We start from the raw sequence: 19872 nt of genomic DNA, 5'->3' as shown, positions 1-19872 counted from the left end.
ACTTGGCGGCGAGACTCCAATGGACAAACTGATTATTACTGGCGGCGCTCGTCTCGACGGCGAGATCCGCATTTCGGGCGCGAAGAACGCGGCCCTGCCAATTCTGGCGGCGACCCTGCTGGCTGATGGCCCGGTCACCGTGGGCAACCTGCCACACCTGCATGACATCACCACCATGATCGAGCTGTTCGGGCGCATGGGCATCGAGCCTGTGATCGACGAGAAGCTGGCCGTGGAGATTGACCCGCGCACCATCAAGACCCTGGTTGCGCCATACGAGCTGGTCAAGACCATGCGCGCCTCGATCCTGGTGCTCGGCCCGATGGTCGCCCGTTTCGGTGAGGCTGAAGTGGCCCTGCCAGGCGGCTGCGCGATCGGTTCGCGTCCGGTCGACCTGCACATCCGCGGCCTCGAAGCCATGGGTGCGAAGATCGAAGTCGAAGGCGGCTACATCAAGGCCAAGGCCCCTGAAGGCGGCCTGCGTGGCGCGCACTTCTTCTTCGATACCGTCAGCGTCACCGGTACCGAGAACATCATGATGGCCGCTGCCTTGGCCAAGGGCCGCAGCGTGCTGCAAAACGCTGCGCGCGAGCCTGAGGTGGTCGACCTGGCCAACTTCATCAATGCCATGGGCGGCAAGGTTCAAGGCGCCGGCACCGACACCATCACCATCGATGGCGTCGAGCGTCTGCACTCGGCCAGCTACCGGGTCATGCCTGACCGAATCGAGACCGGCACCTACCTGGTCGCCGCTGCAGTGACCGGCGGCCGCGTCAAGGTCAAGGACACCGACCCGACCATCCTTGAAGCCGTCCTGGAGAAGCTCAAGGAAGCCGGTGCCGACCTGACCACCGGTGAAGACTGGATCGAGCTGGACATGCACGGCAAGCGGCCGAAAGCCGTCAACCTGCGTACCGCCCCGTACCCGGCGTTCCCGACCGACATGCAGGCGCAGTTCATCTCGCTCAACGCCATTGCCGAAGGCACCGGCGCGGTGATCGAGACAATCTTCGAGAACCGCTTCATGCACGTGTACGAAATGCACCGCATGGGCGCTCAGATCCAGGTCGAAGGCAACACTGCCATCGTCACTGGCGTACCAGCGCTCAAAGGCGCCCCAGTGATGGCCACCGACCTGCGTGCTTCCGCCAGCCTGGTGCTGTCGGCGCTGGTCGCTGAAGGCGATACCCTGATCGATCGCATCTACCACATCGACCGTGGTTACGAGTGCATCGAAGAGAAGCTGCAGATGCTCGGCGCGAAGATCCGCCGCGTACCGGGTTAATCACCCGATGGTGCAGGGATGCACCTTTCGAATTGAATGCGGTCGGGCGACACGCGCCCGGCCGGCAGTAGCCGCTTAAGGACCGACGTTCCAATGTTGACCATCGCGCTTTCCAAAGGCCGCATCCTCGACGATACCCTGCCATTGCTGGCCGAGGCCGGTATCGTGCCGACCGAGAATCCGGACAAGAGCCGCAAGCTGATCATCCCCACCACCCAGGACGACGTGCGCCTGCTGATCGTGCGCGCCACCGACGTGCCGACCTATGTCGAGCATGGCGCCGCTGACCTCGGCGTGGCGGGCAAGGACGTGCTGATGGAGTACGGCGGCCAGGGCCTGTACGAGCCACTGGACCTGCAGATCGCCCAGTGCAAGCTGATGACTGCGGGCGTCACCGGTGCGCCAGAGCCCAAGGGCCGCCTGCGCGTCGCCACCAAGTTCGTCAATGTAGCCAAGCGCTATTACGCCGAGCAGGGCCGCCAGGTCGACATCATCAAGCTGTACGGCTCGATGGAGCTGGCGCCGCTGATCAACCTCGCCGACAAGATCATCGACGTCGTCGACACCGGCAATACGCTGCGCGCCAACGGCCTTGAGCCCCAGGACCTGATCGCCACGATCAGTTCGCGCCTGGTGGTCAACAAGGCCTCCATGAAGATGCAGCACGCCCGTATCCAGAGCCTGATCGACACGCTTCGTCAAGCGGTCGAATCGCGACACCGCGGCTGACCTCTGCGCGCGGCCTTCGCTGCCGCGCCCGTCTATCCGCGTCATAGCCACTTTTCTCGGGTGCCCGCGCGGATGGACTGGTAGCCTAGGGCGCCTGAGCATTCGCTAATAACCGAGGCCCTCGCCATGACCGTGTCCACTGCAATTGCCCGTCTCAACGCCGCTGATCAGGATTTCGCCCGACATCTGGATCATCTGCTGAGCTGGGAAAGTGTGTCCGATGACGCGGTCAACCAGCGCGTGCTCGACATCATCAAGGCCGTGCGCGAACGCGGCGATGCGGCGCTGGTGGAATTCACCCAGCGTTTCGATGGCGTCGATGCCACGTCCATCGATGACCTGATTCTGGGCCGTGAGCGCCTGGAGCTGGCCCTGACCCGCATTACCGATGCCCAGCGTGCAGCCCTGGAAAAAGCTGCCGAACGTGTGCGCATCTACCACGAACGGCAGAAGCAGGGCTCCTGGCAGTACACCGAAGCCGACGGCACGGTGCTCGGCCAGAAGGTCACGCCGCTGGACCGCGCCGGCCTGTATGTCCCGGGTGGCAAGGCGTCGTACCCGTCTTCGGTATTGATGAACGCCATCCCGGCCAAGGTTGCCGGTGTCGCCGAAGTGGTCATGGTCGTGCCGACCCCGCGTGGCGAGGTCAACGAACTGGTGCTGGCGGCGGCCTGCATCGCCGGTGTCGACCGCGTGTTCACCGTGGGCGGCGCTCAGGCGGTCGCGGCCCTGGCCTATGGCACCGAAAGCGTACCGCAGGTCGACAAGATCGTCGGCCCGGGCAACATTTACGTGGCTACCGCCAAGCGCCATGTGTTCGGCCAGGTCGGTATCGACATGATCGCCGGCCCGTCGGAAATCCTCGTGGTCTGCGACGGCCAGACCGACCCGGACTGGATTGCAATGGACCTGTTCTCCCAGGCCGAGCATGACGAAGATGCCCAGGCCATCCTGGTCAGCCCGGACGCCGAGTTCCTCGACCGCGTTGCCGCCAGCATCGACAAGCTGATGCCGACCATGGAGCGTGCCGAGATCATCGAGAAGTCCATCAATGGCCGTGGCGCGCTGATCCAGGTGCGCGACATGCAGCAAGCCATCGAGGTGGCCAACCGCATCGCGCCCGAGCACCTTGAGCTGTCGGTTGCCGACCCTCAGGCCTGGCTGCCGCAGATCCGCCACGCCGGCGCGATCTTCATGGGCCGACACACCAGCGAAGCGCTCGGCGACTACTGCGCCGGCCCCAATCACGTGCTGCCGACTTCTGGCACCGCGCGTTTCTCCTCGCCGCTGGGGGTGTATGACTTCCAGAAGCGTTCGTCGATCATCTTCTGCTCCGAGCAGGGCGCTTCCGAGCTGGGTCACACCGCTTCGGTCCTGGCCCGTGGCGAATCGTTGACCGCCCACGCCCGCAGCGCTGAATACCGTATCCTGACCCAAGACAAGGGGAACTGAGCATGAGTCGATTCTGGAGCCCCTTCGTCAAGGACCTGGTGCCTTACGTGCCGGGTGAGCAGCCCAAGCTGGCGCGGCTGGTCAAGCTGAACACCAACGAGAACCCCTACGGCCCGTCCCCCAAGGCGCTGGAGGCCATGCGTGGTGAGCTCAACGACAACCTGCGGCTGTACCCGGACCCGAACGGTGACCGGCTCAAGCAGGCGGTGGCCGAGTATTACGGGGTAACGCCCGGCCAGGTATTCGTCGGTAACGGTTCGGACGAGGTGCTGGCACACATCTTCCACGGCCTGTTCCAACACGACCGTGGCCCGCTGCTGTTCCCGGATGTCAGCTATAGCTTCTACCCGGTGTATTGCGGCCTGTATGGCATCCCGTTCGAGCAGGTGGCACTGGACGCACAGTTCCAGATCCGTGTCGGTGATTACGCCAAACCCAACGCCGGGATCATCTTCCCCAACCCGAATGCGCCGACCGGCTGCCTGTTGCCGCTGCAGGCGATCGAGCAGTTGCTGCAAGCCAACCGCGATTCGGTGGTGGTGGTGGATGAAGCCTATATCGACTTCGGTGGCGAAACCGCCATCAGCTTGGTAGACCGCTACGACAATTTGCTGGTCACCCAGACCCTGTCCAAGTCACGTTCGCTGGCCGGGTTGCGCGTTGGCTTGGCGGTGGGGCATCCGGACTTGATCGAGGCGTTGGAGCGGATCAAGAACAGCTTCAACTCCTATCCGCTGGACCGCATGGCGATCGTCGGCGCAGCAGTCGCCTTCGAAGATCAAGCTTACTTCGAAGAAACCTGCCGCAAAGTGATCGACAGCCGCGAGGCATTGGTCGAGCACCTGACCGCCAAAGGCTTTGAAGTGCTGCCTTCGGCAGCCAACTTCATCTTCGCCCGCCATCCGCAGGAAGATGCGGCGCAGCTGGCGGCGCGTCTGCGTGAACAGGGTGTGATCGTGCGCCACTTCAAGCAGCAGCGCATCGCCCAATTCCTGCGCATCACCATCGGCACGCCAGAAATGAACCAGGCCTTGATCGAAGCGCTGGGTTGATGGCAATCGGGGCCGCAGTGCGGCCCCGATACTAAGGTTCTATGCCCATGTGGCGAAGCACGATCGCAGCGACTGCTGTCTGAGCCGGCATCACGTCGGTCAGCGGTTTGTTGCTGGCAATGAAGATACTCCTTTCTCCTTCCGTCTGGCCTCCATGGCCCTTGCCCGATGCGTCGCGGCCGTGGTCGGTCGTGACGATCACCAGCCAGTCCTCCAACGGTCGGCTTTCACTGCGTTCCGCGACCTTGTCCAGCAGCTCTCCCAGCCGCGCGTCGACCTCACGCAGGGCTTGCTGATACTCGGGACCGAAGCCATGGTTGTGTCCTGCGACGTCGGGGTCATCCAGTTGAATGAAGGTGAAGTCGGCGGATTTCTCGGTGAGGATTTCCAGGGCGCGCGCAGTGACGCGCTCGTCCGGCAAGCCGCTTTCACGTACGTCGCTGCCCTGGGCGTCCTCCAGCAGGAAGGCCGTATTGATGGGCGACCAGTTCACCACGCTGGAAAGGTAGGCGTTGGGCATAGCATCGCGCAGGCGTTTGAACAAGCTCGGGTAGTGCGGATCGACTCGCAGATGAAGTTCGTTGGATACAACGCTGTGCTTGTTGGCCCACACACCCGTGAGCAGTGTTATCCACCCGGGGCCGCTCACCGTCTGTTGCTGGCTTTCACTGCCGATGATGCCGCCGGTGAAGGCCTTATTGATATACAGCCGCTTCAGCGCTGTCGATTCACCGAGCTTTTCGTATTCACTTAACTGAACGCCGTCCATCCCAACGATTAACGTTTTGGGTTGCAATGCCTGTGGAGTGGGGTCGCAACCTGCCAGCAGCACACAGAACAGCAGAACCAATTTATAGAGGGGCATTGCTCGGTGTCTCTTGATATGAGAGCAAAGCGTTGCAGCAAGCCGTCGCGTGTTCAACTGGTAGAACTACCAGGTGATTTACTCCGCTCACTGTGCTGGCTTAAGCTAGGCCAAATTCATCGGATGATTGGTTGAATTGACATGAGCACTGAGTTGTCCAGGCGATCTCTGGTCGAGCTCGCCGTCGAGCGCATGCGTGAACGCATCCTTCAAGGCGACTGGCAAGTAGGGCAGCGCATGCCAACCGAGCCGGAGCTGGCTCTTGAATTGGGCATCAGCCGCAACACCGTGCGCGAAGCCATGCGCGTGCTGGCCTTCAGTGGCCTGGTGGAAATCCGCCAGGGCGACGGTAGTTACCTGCGCACCTGCCAGGACCCGTTGCAAGCCGTGCAGGCGATGTCACGTTGCAGCTTGGAACAGGCGCGGGAAACGCGGCACATCCTCGAAACCGAGGCCATCGGCCTGGCCGCATTACGGCGTACCGATGCCGACCTGCAAGGCCTGCGCGCGGCGCTCACGGGCAGCGCCGAACATTTTCATGGGGATGTCGATGCGTATATCAGCTGCGACATGGTGTTTCACCAACGCTTGATCGACGCCGCGCACAACCCCGCGCTGAGCGAGTTGTACCGTTATTTCTCAGGCGTCGTGGCAGCGGCACTGCAGCACAACATGGCCAGCGCCCCACGCTGCCAGGCGACCTTCGACCTGCATGGGCAGATCCTCGACGCCATCGAACAACGTGATCCGGAGCGGGCCAAGCGTCTGAGCCGGACCCTTATCGAATCCTGAAAACGAGTAGGCCATGGCTGAACCAATGACCCGCGACACCCCCGCCCGCGAGCGGGAGCTCGAAGAACTGCTGATCGATGCCGAAGCCGACGATGCTCAGGTGCAGCAACAGCCGGTGCTGTTGAAGCGGCCCTGGTTGCTGCTGCTGGGCCTGGTGCTGGTGGCGCTCAACTTGCGTCCGGCGTTGTCGAGCATGGCCCCAGTGCTCGGCCTGGTAAGTGAAGGCCTGGGCCTGAGTGCTTCGCAGGCGGGGCTGCTGACAACACTGCCGGTGCTGTGCCTGGGCCTGTTCGCGCCGCTGGCGCCAATCCTTGCCCGCCGCTTCGGCAGCGAGCGGGTAATCCTCGGTATTCTGCTGACCCTGGCGCTAGGCATCGTGGTACGCAGCGCATTTGGCCAGGCCGGAGTGTTTCTTGGCAGTGTGATGGCCGGAGCCAGCATCGGCATCATCGGCGTGCTGTTGCCGGGCATCGTCAAACGCGACTTCCCTAAACATGCCGGCACCTTGACCGGTGTCTACACCATGGCTCTGTGCCTGGGCGCGGCCATGGCAGCCGGCGCCACGGTGCCGCTGACCGAACGCTTCGAGGGCAGTTGGGCGCTGGGCCTGGGCTTCTGGATGATCCCGGCATTGCTGGCCATGCTGGTCTGGCTGCCCCAGGCCCGCCAGGGTCATGGCCTGCACAAGGCCGCCTACCGAGTGCGCGGCCTGTGGCGTGACCCGCTGGCCTGGCAGGTGACCTTGTACATGGGTTTGCAGTCGTCGCTGGCGTATATCGTCTTCGGCTGGCTGCCGTCGATTCTGATTGGCCGTGGCTTGAGCCCTACCGAAGCGGGCCTGGTGCTTTCCGGTTCGGTGATCGTGCAACTGGTCAGCTCGCTGAGCGCACCCTGGTTGGCGACCCGGGGCAAGGACCAACGATTGGCGATCGTAGTGGTCATGCTGATCACCTTGGCCGGCCTGTTCGGTTGCCTGTACGCGCCACTTTCCGGGCTATGGGGCTGGGCCGTGCTGCTCGGGTTGGGGCAGGGCGGGACCTTTGCCCTGGCCCTGACGCTGATCGTACTGCGCTCCAAGGACGCCCATGTGGCGGCCAACCTGTCGAGCATGGCCCAGGGCGTGGGATACACCTTGGCCTCCATGGGGCCGTTCGCGGTGGGGCTGGTGCATGATCTGACTGGCGGCTGGGCGGCGGTGGGGTGGATTTTCGCTGTATTGGGTTTGGGTGCCATCGTGTTCGGGCTCGGCGCTGGGCGGGCATTGCATGTGCAGGTGAGCAGCGAAAAAGTCTGAGACTGGCGCAAGCATCTCGGGCAGATTATTGTGCAGCTTCCCAATCCCAGGACGGACCAGCCCCCATGAGCGACGCCAACCGCGACCTGATCACCCGCTTCTATCAAGCCTTCCAGCGCCTGGACGCCGAGGCGATGGTGGCCTGCTACAGCGACGACATCGTGTTCAGCGACCCGGTGTTCGGTACCCTGCGCGGTCGTGATGCGGGTGATATGTGGCGCATGCTGACCACCCGCGCCAAGGACTTTTCCCTGACGTTCGACCAGGTCCGCGCAGACGAGCGCAGCGCCAGTGCCCATTGGGTGGCGACCTACCTGTTCAGCCAGACCGGCCGCACCGTGGTCAACGACATCCAGGCGCGCTTCGTCATCCGCGACGGGCTGATCTGCCAGCATGACGACAGTTTCGACCTGTGGCGCTGGTCGCGGCAGGCGTTGGGTGCGCCGGGGGTGTTCTTGGGCTGGTCACCGATGCTGCAGAACAAGGTGCGTCAGCAGGCGTTCAAAGGCCTGCGTACGTTCCAGCAGGCGCGTTGAACACTGTGAGCGAAGTTGCCGTAAGCCCCACTTGCAAGCCTTGGTACCTGTACCTGGTGCGGGCCGCCAATGGCTCGCTGTACTGCGGTATCAGCGACGACCCGCAGCGGCGCTTCGCCGCGCATCAGAAGGGGCAGGGCGCGCGCTACTTCAAGACCAGCCCGGCGCAGGCGCTGGTCTATGTCGAGCAGTGGCCGGACAAGGGCGAGGCGCTGCGTCAGGAGCGCCTGGTGAAGAAGTTGCGCAAGTCGGCGAAGGAGGCGTTGGTCGCCTCCTATGCAGGCGGCTGATCAGTCCTTGCGGCGCTTGAGCTGATCCACCAGCTGGGTCGGCAGGCCTTTGATGATCAGGGTGCCGGCCACCTCGTCATACTCAACCTTATCCCCCAGCAGGTGCGCCTCGAAGCTGATCGACAGGCCTTCGGCGCGCCCGGTGAAGCGGCGGAACTGGTTGAGGGTGCGTTTGTCCGCCGGGATCTCCGGTGACAGGCCGTAATCCTTGTTGCGGATATGGTCGTAGAACGCTTTCGGGCGGTCCTCGTCGATCAGGCTCGACAGCTCTTCCAAGGTCACTGGCTCGCCCAGCTTGGTCTGGGTGGTGGCGTACTCGACCAGGGTCTGGGTCTTCTCGCGGGCGGCCTCTTCGGGCAGGTCCTCGCTTTCGACGAAATCGCTGAAGGCCTTGAGCAAGGTGCGGGTTTCGCCTGGGCCGTCGACGCCTTCCTGGCAGCCGATGAAGTCGCGGAAGTAGTCCGAGACCTTCTTGCCGTTCTTGCCCTTGATGAACGAGATGTACTGCTTGGAGTTCTGGTTGTTCTTCCACTCCGACAGGTTGATCCGCGCGGCCAGGTGCAACTGGCCCAGGTCCAGATGGCGTGACGGCGTCACATCCAGCTCGGCGTTCACTGCCACACCTTCACTGTGGTGCAGCAGGGCGATGGCCAGGTAGTCGGTCATGCCTTGTTGATAGTGGGCGAACAGGATGTGGCCGCCGGTGGAGAGGTTGGATTCTTCCATCAGCTTTTGCAGGTGTTCGACGGCCACACGGCTGAATGCGGCGAAGTCCTTCTCGTCATCCAGGTACTGTTTCAGCCAGCCGCTCAACGGGTAGGCGCCGGACTCGCCGTGGAAAAAGCCCCAGGCTTTGCCTTGTTTGGCGTTGTAGCTGTCGTTGAGGTCGGCCAGCAGGTTTTCGATCGCGTCCGACGCGCCCAGTTCGGTATCCCGTGCATGGAGCACGGCGGGGCTGCCATCGGGCTTCTTGTCGATCAGGTGAACGATGCAGTGACGGATTGGCATGGAATTCTCGGTGAGTCGGGGGCGGCCAGGCGCCGCGTGCAAAAGTGGGCCAGTTTACCGCAGACCGCAGGTGATGCAGTGGCCGGATGTTGGCAGAAATGCCTGTTGTTGATTTTTTGTTCAATTTTTTGCGTTTTCGGCTGAAACCCCCGAAAAACCTGCACTAAATTGAAGCGGGCAGCGGAAATTTATCCTTTCCTGTGGTAGCTTTGCGCGGTCTTGCGCACCTCGGGTGGCGCATTGCTGGCAGCGCGCTTGAGCCGTGTCGAACCAAACGCCGATTTACGCATCTACATGCCCGATTGGCGCGGCCCTCCAGCATTCAGGGGCTGGCCCGATAACGTCGTAGCGCGCTGCATAACCACTGAATTTGATAGGGAAGGAACACCACCATGGCATTGACCAAAGACCAACTGATTGCCGATATCGCCGAGTCGATCGCTCAGCCAAAAGCCACCGCTAAAAACGCTCTGGAGCAACTGGGCCAGATCGTTGCCGACCAACTGGAAAACGGCGCTGAAATCACTCTGCCAGGCATCGGCAAGCTGAAAGTCTCCGAGCGTCCTGCCCGTACTGGCCGCAACCCATCGACTGGCGCTGCCATCGAAATCGCTGCCAAGAAAGTCGTCAAGTTCGTTCCAGCCAAGTCGCTGACCGACACCATCAACAAGTAATGTGTTGATGCGTTGACGAAACCGCGCCCGGCTTGCCCGGGCGCGGTTTTTTCATGCCTGCGATTTGCGTGAGGCGTGCCAGGCCTGGCGTGCGCTGTCGTCATGGAAGCTCCAGGCGACCATGCGGCTCTGCTTTTGCCCTTGGCCCATTTCGACGATGCGCACGGCCTTGGCGCCAGCCTTTCTCAACGCCGCTTCGATGCCGGGCAGGTTGCTGGCTTTGGACACCAGGCTGGTGAACCACAGCACCTGCTGCGCGTATTGCACGCTTTCTGCGACCAGTTGGCTGACGAAGCGAATCTCGCCCCCCTCACACCACAGCTCATTGTTCTGCCCGCCGAAATTGAGCACGGGCAGCTTGCGCTTGGGGTCCTGCTTGCCGAGGTTTTTCCACTTGCGCTGGCTGCCACGGGTGGCTTCCTCGCGTGAGGCGTGGAAGGGCGGGTTGCACAGGGTCAGGTCGAAGGGCTCGTCCGCCTGCAGCAGGCCGGTGAGAATGTGCTTGGCATTGGCTTGCTGGCGCAGGGCAATGCCTTTGACCAGGCCGTTGGCCTGGACGATGGCCTTGGCCGATGCCAGTGCCACCGGGTCGATGTCCGAGCCGAGGAAGCGCCAGCGGTAATCGCTGTGGCCGAGCAGGGGGTAGATGCAATTGGCACCCACGCCGATGTCCAGCGCCCTCACCTGGGCGCCCTTGGGCACTTCGCCGGCATTGTCTTCGGCAAGCAGGTCGGCGGCCACATGCAGGTAGTCGGCGCGGCCGGGGATGGGCGGGCACAGGTAGTCGGCGGGGATGTCCCAGTGCTGGATGCCGTACTGGGCCTTGAGCAGCGCACGGTTGAACACCCGCACGGCTTCGGGGTTGGCGAAGTCGATGCTGGGTTTGCCGTGGGGGTTGGTGATGGTGAAGCGAGCCAGATCAGGGTGGGCCTTGATCAGGCTGGGGAAATCGTAACGGCCCTGGTGGCGGTTGCGCGGGTGCAGGGTGGGTTTCTGGATCATGCTAGAGTCCTGAAAAGCATCGCGGGGCAAGCCCGATCCCACGACTTGTGTGGGAGAAGGCTTGCCCCGCGATGGCTTCACTAAGGGTTACAGCGCCGCGATGCGCGCATGCTGCTCGGTGAAGTTGGCCAGGGCCTGCTCGGACTCGGCCAGCTTGGCGCGCTCCTTCTCGATCACCGCAGGCGGTGCCTTGTCGACGAAGGCGGCGTTGGACAGCTTGCCGCCGACGCGTTGCACTTCACCTTGCAGGCGCTGGATTTCCTTGTTCAGGCGCGCCAGTTCGGCGTCCTTGTCGATCAGCCCGGCCATTGGCACCAGCACCTGCAGGTCGCCTACCAACGCAGTGGCCGACAGCGGCGCTTCGTCGGCTTCGCCGAGCACGGTGAACGACTCGACCTTGGCCAGCTTCTTCAGCAGGGCTTCGTTTTCCTGCAGGCGACGCTGGTCATCGGCGTTGGCATTCTTCAGGAACAGCGGCAGCGGCTTGCCTGGGCCGATGTTCATCTCGGCGCGGATGTTGCGCAGGCCGACCATCAGTTCCTTGAGCCATTCGATGTCGCCTTCGGCGGCGGCATCAATGCGTGCTTCGTTAGCCACCGGCCACGGCTGCAGCATGATGGTCTTGCCGTCGATGCCGGCCAGCGGCGCGATGCGCTGCCAGATTTCTTCGGTGATGAACGGCATGAACGGATGGGCCAGGCGCAGCGCCACTTCCAGCACGCGCACCAGGGTACGACGGGTGCCGCGGGCGCGCTCGACCGGGGCGTTTTCGTCCCACAGCACCGGCTTGGACAGCTCCAGGTACCAGTCGCAATACTGGTTCCAGATGAACTCGTACAGGGCCTGGCTGGCAAGGTCGAAGCGGAACTGCTCAAGCTGGCGGGTCACTTCGGATTCGGTGCGCTGCAACTGCGAGATGATCCAGCGGTCGGCAAGCGACAGCTCGTAGGCTTCGCCGTTCTGGCCGCAGTCCTCGCCCTTGTCCAGCACGTAGCGGGCGGCGTTCCAGATCTTGTTGCAGAAGTTGCGGTAGCCTTCGACGCGGCCCATGTCGAACTTGATGTCGCGGCCGGTGGAGGCCAGCGAGCAGAAGGTGAAGCGCAGGGCGTCGGTGCCGTAGCTGGCGATGCCTTCCGGGAATTCGGCCTTGGTCTGCTTGGCGATCTTCTCGGCAAGTTTAGGCTGCATCATGCCGCTGGTGCGTTTTTCCAGCAGGGCGTCCAGGGTGATGCCGTCGACGATGTCCAGCGGGTCCAGGACGTTGCCCTTGGACTTGGACATCTTCTGGCCCTGGCCATCACGCACCAGGCCGTGCACGTACACGGTCTTGAACGGCACCTGCGGGGTGCCATCTTCGTTCTTGATCAGGTGCATGGTCAGCATGATCATCCGGGCAACCCAGAAGAAGATGATGTCGAAGCCCGTGACCAGTACGTCGGTGGAGTGGAATTTCTTGAGGAATTCGGTCTGCTCCGGCCAGCCGAGGGTGGAGAAGGTCCACAGACCCGAGCTGAACCAGGTGTCCAGCACGTCGTCGTCCTGGCGCAGCACCACGTCACCGAGGTTGTGCTTGGCACGTACTTCTTCCTCGTTGCGGCCGACATAGACCTGGCCGGCCTCGTCGTACCACGCCGGGATGCGGTGGCCCCACCACAGCTGACGGCTGATGCACCAGTCCTGGATGTCACGCATCCACGAGAAGTACATGTTCTCGTACTGCTTGGGCACGAACTGGATGCGGCCATCTTCCACGGCGGCGATGGCAGGCTCTGCCAGCGGCTTGGTAGAGACGTACCACTGGTCGGTCAGCCACGGCTCGATGATGGTGCCGGAGCGGTCGCCCTTCGGCACTTTCAGCGCGTGGTCGTCGATGCTGACCAGCAGGCCCTGGGCGTCCAGGTCGGCGACGATCTGCTTGCGTGCGACGAAGCGGTCGAGGCCGGCATATTGGGCGGGCAGGGCGGTGTCGGCCTGCTCGTTGACGCTGCCGTCGAGGTTGAAGGCCTGGGCGGCGGACAGCACCAAAGCGTTCTTGTCGAAGATGTTGAGCAGCGGCAGGTTGTGGCGCTTGCCGACTTCATAGTCGTTGAAGTCGTGGGCCGGGGTGATCTTCACGCAGCCGGTGCCGAACTCGGGGTCGCAGTAATCATCGGCGATGATCGGGATGCGACGGCCGACCAGCGGCAGCTCGACGAACTTGCCGATCAGTGCCTGGTAGCGCTCGTCATTCGGGTTGACCGCGACGGCGGCGTCACCCAGCAGGGTTTCCGGACGGGTGGTGGCAACCACCAGGTGGTCTTTGCCATCGGCGGTCTTGGCGCCGTCGGCCAGCGGGTAGCGCAGGTTCCACAGGTGGCCTTTCTCGTCGTGGTTTTCCACTTCGAGATCGGAAATCGCCGTGTGCAGCTTGGTGTCCCAGTTGACCAGGCGCTTGCCGCGGTAGATCAGGCCGTCTTCATGCAGGCGTACGAAGGCTTCCTTGACCGCTTCGGACAGGCCGTCGTCCATGGTGAAGCGCTCACGGCTCCAGTCTACCGAAGAACCCAGGCGACGAATCTGACGGCTGATGTTGCCACCGGACTGCTCTTTCCATTCCCAGACCTTGTCGAGGAAGGCTTCACGGCCCAGGTCGTGGCGGTTCTGGCCCTTGGCTTCGAGCTGGCGCTCGACCAGCATCTGGGTGGCGATACCGGCGTGGTCGGTACCGGGCTGCCACAGGGTGTCGCGGCCTTGCATGCGGCGGAAACGAATCAACGCATCCATGATGGCGTTGTTGAAACCGTGGCCCATGTGCAGGCTGCCCGTCACGTTCGGTGGCGGGATCATGATGGTGTAGGACTCGCCTGCACCTTGTGGAGCGAAATAGTTCTCGGACTCCCAGGTGTTGTACCAGGAAGTTTCGATGGCGTGCGGCTGGTAGGTCTTATCCATGCGCGGCGGGACCCTGTGCATTTATTCGGGAAAGCCGGGAAGTATAACGGAGGTGGGAGTTTCAGGCGACAAGACCTGCAGCGAACCCTTCGCGGCTAAAGCCGCTCCCACAGGTGGCCCGCAATCATCAGTTCAGCGGTGGTCCCGTGGGAGCGGCTTTAGCCGCGAAGCAGGCTGTCAGTGTTACTCGGAACGCTTGATCAACCGCTCGATGCGGGCATCGAGCCGGCGCTTGATCTCGGTCTCGATATGCGGGGTGAAGTCGTTGATCACGTCCTGCATGATCAACTGCGCCGCAGCGCGCAGCTCGCTTTCCAGATGTAGCAGGGTATCCTGCCGGCGAGTCTGGGGGTCGTCTTCGACTTCTGGTTCAACAGGCACTGGCGCAGCATTGCCAGCCGGGGTGTCGAGCAACAGCGGAATCTGCTCCACTGTCTCGGTAAGCAGCGGCGGTTGCAGGTCGGCATCACCCAACAGCTGGCGAATTGACTCCAGGTCGTCGAGCAGGTGGGCGGAATCGGGTAGGGCGGAAGGCTTGTCCATCGTCGTCAAAGTCGCTGTAAGCGGTGGTCTTGCAGAGCATAGCCCTGTTCGCGGTAGAAACGGAATCGTTCGCGGGCGGATTGGCGGATAGCGGCCTCTTCGACAACGATCTCGGCGACCCGCTCGAACTGCCCGACGAACCCCGGCACATCCGCGCCCAGGTTGATCAAAAGGTCGCGGTGCTCGCCGGCACTGTCGCCCAGGCCCAAGGCCACGGTGGCATCGGCATGCGCCTCGGCCAGATCATGCGGCACGAAGGCTTCACCCTTGAAACGCCACAGGCGCTGATTCAGTTCACTGCGCTGCTCGGCGTCCTGGCAATGCAGGTAGACCCGGTGCCCGAGGCGCCAGGCCTTCTCGCACAGCTTGCAGGCGAAATCCAGCCGCGCCGACAGCGAGTCGGTGGGCAGAATGTAGAAATCGACTTTGCTCATGGTTGGCTCTGCCGACCGGTGGCGCCTGGGGCACCACCGGCCTCATGGCATCAGGCGCTGGCGCGGTCGAGCAGGTACTGGGTCAGCAGCGGCACCGGGCGGCCAGTGGCGCCCTTGTCCTTGCCGCCGCTGATCCAGGCGGTGCCCGCGATGTCCAGGTGTGCCCAGTTGTAGGCCTTGGCAAAGCGCGACAGGAAGCAGCCTGCGGTGATGGTGCCGGCTTTCGGGCCACCGATGTTGCCCATGTCGGCGAACGGGCTGTCCAGCTGTTCCTGGTACTCGTCGAACAGCGGCAGCTGCCAGGCACGGTCGTCGGCGCGCTTGCCGGCGTCGAGCAGTTGGCTGACCAGATCGTCATTGTTGCCCATCAGGCCCGAGGTGTGGCTGCCCAGGGCGACGATGCAGGCGCCGGTCAGGGTGGCGATGTCGATGACCGCCTGCGGCTTGAAGCGCTCGGCGTAGGTGAGGGTGTCGCACAGCACCAGGCGGCCTTCGGCGTCGGTGTTGAGGATCTCGACGGTCTGCCCGCTCATGGTGGTGACGATGTCGCCCGGGCGCGTGGCGCCGCCGCTTGGCATGTTCTCGGCGCAGGCCAGCAGGCACACCAGGTTGATCGGCAGCTGCAGTTCGAGGACCGCACGCAGGGTACCGAACACGCTGGCGGCGCCGCACATGTCGTACTTCATTTCATCCATGCCGGCACCTGGCTTGAGGCTGATGCCGCCGGTGTCGAAGGTGATGCCCTTGCCGACCAGTACGAACGGCTTGTCGGCCTTCTTGCCGCCCTGATAGTTGAGCACGATCAGGCGTGGCGGCTGGTCGCTGCCCTGGCCCACGGCGTAGAACGCGCCCATGCCCAGTTCCTTGATCTTCTTGTCCTCCAGTACTTCGACCTTGAGGCCTTTGTGGGCCTTGCCCAGGTCCTTGGCCTGCTCGGCGAGGAAGCTTGGGTGGCACAGGTTCGGCGGCAGGTTGCCCAGGTCGCGGGTGAAGGCCATGCCGGTGGCGATGGCGCTGGCATGCTTGACCGCACGCTCGACTTCGGCCAAGCCGGCTTTTTCAGCCAGCAGGGTGACCTTTTTCAGGGCACGGGGCTCGGCCTTCTGGCTCTTGAAACGGTCGAACACGTATTCGCCGTCGAGCAGGGTCTCGGCCAGCAGGCGATATTTGCCGTAGTGGGCGTCGCGGTTGTTGATGGCGATGTCGTCCAGCGCCAGCACCGCATCGCTGCCGTTCAGGCCTTTGAGCACACCGGCGACGCTGGCCACCAGCTTGCGCCAGGTACGGTCACCGAGCGCTTCATCCTTGCCGCTGCCAACCAGCAATACACGCTCGGCCTTGAGGCCCGGCACGTTTTGCAGCAGCAGGGTCTGGCCAGGCTTGCCGGCCAGGTCGCCACGCTTGAGGACGGCGCTGATGGCACCGTCGGCAGCCTGGTCGACCGCTTTGGCGACGGCACCGAGCTTGCGTCCTTCACCCACCGCTACGACCAGCGTGGCGGTTTTTACCGATGCAGCAGCTACGCTTTTTACAACCAGTTCCATGTCAGGGTCCCCGAATGATCTGTGCAGGTGGCGCGTTGAATGTTCGCGCTCTGGGCGGGCCTGGCCGCGTGGTCGCGGGCCAGTGGAAAAGTTGCCAGTTTGAGCCTCGGGCAAGCGTGCTGACAACCCCGTTGTCCGCCTTCATGCGCGGCCAAGTGACAGGCGAGGGCAATCACAGGATAATGCGCGCACTTTACAAGGAGGTTCGCCCCCGGCGAACCGGCATTGGTCTTGGCTGTCGTAAGCCTTTGTTTGGCAGTCCGCCCCTGACAACCCAGGAGTGTCTGGTTTGATCGTCTTTCGTTATCTGTCCCGCGAGGTCCTGGTGACCTTGAGCGCCGTCAGCGCCGTGCTGTTGGTGATCATCATGAGCGGGCGCTTCATCAAGTACCTGGCCCAGGCGGCCCAGGGCGTGCTCGACCCGAGCGTGCTGTTCCTGATCATGGGCTTCCGCCTGCCTGGTTTCTTGCAACTGATCCTGCCGTTAGGGCTGTTCCTGGGCATTCTGCTGGCTTACGGCCGGTTGTACCTGGAAAGCGAAATGACCGTGCTCTCGGCCACTGGCATGAGCCAGCAACGCCTGCTCGGCATGACCATGGCCCCTGCGGCGCTGGTCGCGCTGCTGGTGGCCTGGCTGAGCCTGAGCCTGGCGCCCCTGGGCGTCGGCCAGGTGCAGCAGATCATTGGCCAGCAGGATGCCCTGACCGAGTTCGACACCCTGGTGCCGGGCCGCTTCCAGACCCTGCGCGACGGCTCGCGGGTGACCTACACCGAAGAGCTGACCGATGACCGCAGCAACCTCACCGGTGTGTTCATCTCCGAAAAACGCTTCAACCAGGACAAGACCAAGGACCGCGCACCGTCCGTGCTGGTCGCAGAAAAGGGCCACCAGGAAGTGCAGGCCGATGGCAACCGCTACCTGGTCTTGCAGAACGGCTACCGCTATGACGGCAACCCCGGCCAGGCTGATTACCGCGCGATCAAGTACGACACCTATGGCGTGCTGCTGCCAAAGCCTGAAGTTAGCGAGGAAGTGACCGAGCGCGAGGCCATTCCGACGTCGCAACTGATCGGTCAGGACGGCCTGCGCGAACGCGCCGAGCTGCAATGGCGCATCTCGCTGCCGATCCTGGTGTTCATCGTGACCCTGCTGGCGGTGCCGCTGGCCCGGGTCAACCCGCGCCAGGGCCGCTTCCTCAAGCTGCTGCCGGCGATTCTTCTGTACATGGCCTACCTGACGATGTTGATTTCCGTGCGTGGCGCCCTGGAGAAAGGCAAATTGCCGATCGCCCTGGGCATGTGGTGGGTCCATGGGCTGTTCCTGCTCATCGGCCTTGGGTTGATGTACTGGGAGCCGCTGCGCCTCAAACGCGCTGCCCGTCGTGCGGAGGTGGCCCATGGCTAAACTTGACCGTTACATCGGCATGAGCGTGCTGATGGCGATCCTGGCCGTGCTGGGCATCATCCTGGGCCTGGCTTCGCTGTTCGCCTTCATCGACGAGATGAGCGACCTGAGCGATACCTACACGGTCCTGGATGCTGGCTGGTTCACCCTGCTGACCGCACCGCGTCGGCTCTACGACATGCTGCCGATGGCCGCCTTGATCGGCTGCCTGATCGGCCTTGGCAGCCTGGCCAGCAGCAGCGAACTGACCATCATGCGTGCCGCCGGGGTTTCCATCGGCCGTATCGTCTGGGCAGTCATGAAACCAATGCTGGTGCTCATGCTGGTCGGCCTGTTGATTGGCGAGTACGTAGCCCCTGTCAGCGAGAACAAGGCCCAGGCCGACCGTTCCCTGGCTCAGGGCGGAGGCGAGGCGCAGAGTTCCAAGCGCGGCATGTGGCACCGCCAGGGCGACGAGTTCGTGCACATCAACTCGGTGCAGCCCAACGGTCTGCTGTTGGGTGTGACCCGCTACCGCTTTGACGACGAGCGCAAGATCGTCACCTCGAGCTTTGCCCGCCGGGCGCGCTACCAGGATGATCACTGGGTGCTCAGCGATGTCAGCACCACCTACTTCCGTGGCGACCACACCGAAGTGGTCAAGAGCCCGGAAGAGCAGTGGGACGTTTCCGTGACGCCACAGCTGCTCAACACCGTGGTGCTGGCGCCGGAGTCGCTGTCGATCACCGGCCTGTGGGACTACATCCACTACCTGTCGGACCAGGGCCTGAACAATGCCCGCTACTGGCTGGCGTTCTGGACCAAGGTGCTGCAACCGGCGGTGACCGCTGCCCTGGTGCTGATGGCGATTTCCTTCATCTTTGGCCCACTGCGTTCGGTAACGCTTGGCCAGCGGGTGTTCACCGGTGTGCTGGTGGGCTTCGTGTTCCGCATTGCCGGCGACCTGCTTGGTCCTTCGAGCCAGGTGTTTGGCTTCCCACCGCTGCTGGCGGTGGTGATCCCGGCAGGTGTGTGTGCCCTGGCAGGCTTGTGGTTGATGCGCAGGGCGGGATGACCGCCTGAGCGCTACAAAAAAGCCGACCCTGAGGTTGGCTTTTTTGTGCGTGTCATTTCTTCTGCTTCGGCACCCGCACAAGCTGCGTTTCTGAATAGATGTCGTGCCAGCCGCGCTTGCGCTTGTCGATCAACGACCAGAAGAACCCCAGGCCCAGGCACAGCCACGAAGCGATGGATACTACAAAGCGCAACAGCGCCTGCCAAAGGCTGATCGCACTGCCATCGGCATTTTGCACGCGTACGCCCCAGACCTGCATGCCCAGGGTCTGCCCGCCGTGGGTCCAGAACTTGGCAAAGAAGCCGAACAGCGCGAACAGCAGGATCGTCGACAGCAGCGGGTCGCCATCCAGCGCGCCAGCGTCGGTCAGTTCACGCATGCGCGCCTCACCGATGATCACCATCTGGATCATCTTGTAGGCGCCTGCGGTGACGATCAGCAGCGCCGTGCACAGCAGGAAGTCATAGAACATCGCCGCCAGGCGCCGGCCGAGACCGACCGGTGGGAAATCACCCTGGGGAAAGAGGGGGCGCGTGGACATCGCTCGACAACTCCATGTGGCAAAGGCCCATTCTATGGAATTGCGGGCACAAAAAAGCCCCTGCGCGTCAACGCAGGGGCTTATTTTTTTGCGATTATCAGCCTTCAGCCTGGACTTCGTCAGCCTGCATGCCTTTTTGGCCTTGCACTGCCACGAAAGTCACTTTCTGGCCTTCTTTCAGGCTCTTGAAACCATTGCCCTGGATAGCGCGGAAGTGCACGAACAGGTCCGGGCCGCTTTCTGGGGTGATGAAACCGTAACCTTTCTCGTCATTGAACCACTTGACGGTACCGTTCTGACGCTCAGCCATTGTCTTATTTCCTAAAAATCTTAAATTTTGGTGACAGTTACTTTCACGTTATTAAAAGTGAAAGATCACTGGGCTGGGTTGCTGGAAAGTAAGTCACGTCGAACGGGTTGTAGCAGATCGCGGCTACTGGC

The 19872-nt window shown here is 62.9% G+C and carries 19 protein-coding genes and 1 pseudogene; 11 read left to right on the top strand and 9 right to left on the bottom strand.

The window, feature by feature from the left end; genetic code table 11:
* The first annotated feature begins 19 nt into the window (after positions 1-19).
* From murA to hisC, 4 genes are all read left to right on the top strand, one after another.
* Positions 20-1285 (top strand): UDP-N-acetylglucosamine 1-carboxyvinyltransferase, encoded by a 1266-nt coding sequence (murA, locus tag ACIQUF_RS09680; RefSeq protein ID WP_346611949.1) that lies wholly within the window; start codon positions 20-22, stop codon positions 1283-1285.
* A gap of 93 nt (positions 1286-1378) precedes the next feature.
* A complete protein-coding gene (gene hisG / locus ACIQUF_RS09675; RefSeq protein ID WP_400797293.1) occupies positions 1379-2014 on the top strand; it encodes an ATP phosphoribosyltransferase in 636 nt (211 codons plus the stop codon).
* A gap of 126 nt (positions 2015-2140) precedes the next feature.
* The gene (gene hisD, locus ACIQUF_RS09670; RefSeq protein ID WP_403130981.1) at positions 2141-3466 is read left to right on the top strand and encodes a histidinol dehydrogenase; all 1326 of its coding nucleotides are present in this window, start codon (positions 2141-2143) and stop codon (positions 3464-3466) included.
* A 2-nt stretch (positions 3467-3468) separates the two neighbouring features.
* Complete coding sequence (gene hisC / locus ACIQUF_RS09665) at positions 3469-4518, top strand: histidinol-phosphate transaminase (RefSeq protein ID WP_403130979.1); 1050 nt, start codon at positions 3469-3471, stop codon at positions 4516-4518.
* A 37-nt stretch (positions 4519-4555) separates the two neighbouring features.
* On the opposite strand, the pseudogene ACIQUF_RS09660 reads toward hisC, so the two are convergent.
* Positions 4556-5383: pseudogene (locus ACIQUF_RS09660) on the bottom strand (alkaline phosphatase family protein); the annotation flags it as partial.
* A gap of 141 nt (positions 5384-5524) precedes the next feature.
* Here ACIQUF_RS09660 and ACIQUF_RS09655 point away from each other — a divergent pair.
* The 4 genes from ACIQUF_RS09655 (at position 5525) to ACIQUF_RS09640 (ending at position 8295) form a co-directional block, all read left to right on the top strand.
* Positions 5525-6175 carry a FadR/GntR family transcriptional regulator gene (locus tag ACIQUF_RS09655; protein ID WP_403130977.1) on the top strand — a complete coding sequence of 217 codons (651 nt, stop codon included), beginning with the start codon at positions 5525-5527 and terminating at the stop codon, positions 6173-6175.
* A gap of 13 nt (positions 6176-6188) precedes the next feature.
* Positions 6189-7469: a CynX/NimT family MFS transporter gene (locus tag ACIQUF_RS09650; RefSeq protein WP_403130975.1), complete on the top strand. Its 1281-nt coding sequence runs from the start codon at positions 6189-6191 to the stop codon at positions 7467-7469.
* A gap of 65 nt (positions 7470-7534) precedes the next feature.
* Positions 7535-8005 (top strand): nuclear transport factor 2 family protein, encoded by a 471-nt coding sequence (locus tag ACIQUF_RS09645; RefSeq protein WP_403130974.1) that lies wholly within the window; start codon positions 7535-7537, stop codon positions 8003-8005.
* Positions 8006-8010: 5 nt separating this feature from the next.
* Positions 8011-8295, top strand: coding sequence for a GIY-YIG nuclease family protein (locus tag ACIQUF_RS09640; protein WP_403130972.1), 285 nt, complete (start codon positions 8011-8013; stop codon positions 8293-8295).
* On the opposite strand, the gene yejK is transcribed toward ACIQUF_RS09640, so the two are convergent.
* Positions 8296-9303 (bottom strand): nucleoid-associated protein YejK, encoded by a 1008-nt coding sequence (yejK, locus tag ACIQUF_RS09635; protein WP_403130971.1) that lies wholly within the window; start codon positions 9301-9303, stop codon positions 8296-8298.
* A gap of 392 nt (positions 9304-9695) precedes the next feature.
* On the opposite strand from yejK, the gene ACIQUF_RS09630 reads away from it, so the two are divergent.
* Positions 9696-9977 (top strand): HU family DNA-binding protein, encoded by a 282-nt coding sequence (locus tag ACIQUF_RS09630; protein WP_403130969.1) that lies wholly within the window; start codon positions 9696-9698, stop codon positions 9975-9977.
* Between the two features lie 51 nt (positions 9978-10028).
* Here the strand turns inward: ACIQUF_RS09630 and rlmF are convergent, their stop codons facing one another.
* From rlmF to ACIQUF_RS09605, 5 genes are all read right to left on the bottom strand, one after another.
* Complete coding sequence (rlmF, locus tag ACIQUF_RS09625; RefSeq protein WP_403130967.1) at positions 10029-10979, bottom strand: 23S rRNA (adenine(1618)-N(6))-methyltransferase RlmF; 951 nt, start codon at positions 10977-10979, stop codon at positions 10029-10031.
* 87 nt (positions 10980-11066) lie between these two features.
* Positions 11067-13910 (bottom strand): valine--tRNA ligase, encoded by a 2844-nt coding sequence (locus ACIQUF_RS09620; protein ID WP_403130966.1) that lies wholly within the window; start codon positions 13908-13910, stop codon positions 11067-11069.
* A 183-nt stretch (positions 13911-14093) separates the two neighbouring features.
* Positions 14094-14453 carry a DNA polymerase III subunit chi gene (locus tag ACIQUF_RS09615; protein WP_403130965.1) on the bottom strand — a complete coding sequence of 120 codons (360 nt, stop codon included), beginning with the start codon at positions 14451-14453 and terminating at the stop codon, positions 14094-14096.
* Positions 14454-14458: 5 nt separating this feature from the next.
* The gene (locus ACIQUF_RS09610; RefSeq protein WP_403130962.1) at positions 14459-14887 is read right to left on the bottom strand and encodes a DNA polymerase III subunit chi; all 429 of its coding nucleotides are present in this window, start codon (positions 14885-14887) and stop codon (positions 14459-14461) included.
* A gap of 50 nt (positions 14888-14937) precedes the next feature.
* The gene (locus tag ACIQUF_RS09605; RefSeq protein ID WP_403130959.1) at positions 14938-16431 is read right to left on the bottom strand and encodes a leucyl aminopeptidase; all 1494 of its coding nucleotides are present in this window, start codon (positions 16429-16431) and stop codon (positions 14938-14940) included.
* 289 nt (positions 16432-16720) lie between these two features.
* Between ACIQUF_RS09605 and lptF the strand changes: the two genes are divergently transcribed.
* Both lptF and lptG read left to right on the top strand, forming a co-directional pair.
* Positions 16721-17836, top strand: a complete 1116-nt coding sequence (lptF, locus tag ACIQUF_RS09600; RefSeq protein WP_403130956.1) for an LPS export ABC transporter permease LptF — start codon at positions 16721-16723, stop codon at positions 17834-17836.
* On the top strand, positions 17829-18890 hold the full coding sequence (gene lptG / locus ACIQUF_RS09595) for an LPS export ABC transporter permease LptG (protein WP_403130954.1): 1062 nt from the start codon (positions 17829-17831) through the stop codon (positions 18888-18890). Before lptF ends, lptG begins: the two co-directional genes overlap by 8 nt.
* Positions 18891-18942: 52 nt before the next feature.
* Here the strand turns inward: lptG and ACIQUF_RS09590 are convergent, their stop codons facing one another.
* Positions 18943-19431, bottom strand: coding sequence for an RDD family protein (locus ACIQUF_RS09590; RefSeq protein ID WP_403130952.1), 489 nt, complete (start codon positions 19429-19431; stop codon positions 18943-18945).
* 97 nt (positions 19432-19528) lie between these two features.
* Complete coding sequence (locus ACIQUF_RS09585; RefSeq protein ID WP_046854299.1) at positions 19529-19741, bottom strand: cold-shock protein; 213 nt, start codon at positions 19739-19741, stop codon at positions 19529-19531.
* Positions 19742-19872 lie beyond the last annotated feature (131 nt).

This window comes from Pseudomonas sp. NPDC090233 (genome assembly GCF_044772285.1).
GTDB lineage: Bacteria > Pseudomonadota > Gammaproteobacteria > Pseudomonadales > Pseudomonadaceae > Aquipseudomonas.
The sequence above is the reverse complement of the archived record's forward strand: the minus strand, read 5'-3'. Positions and strand labels throughout refer to the sequence as shown.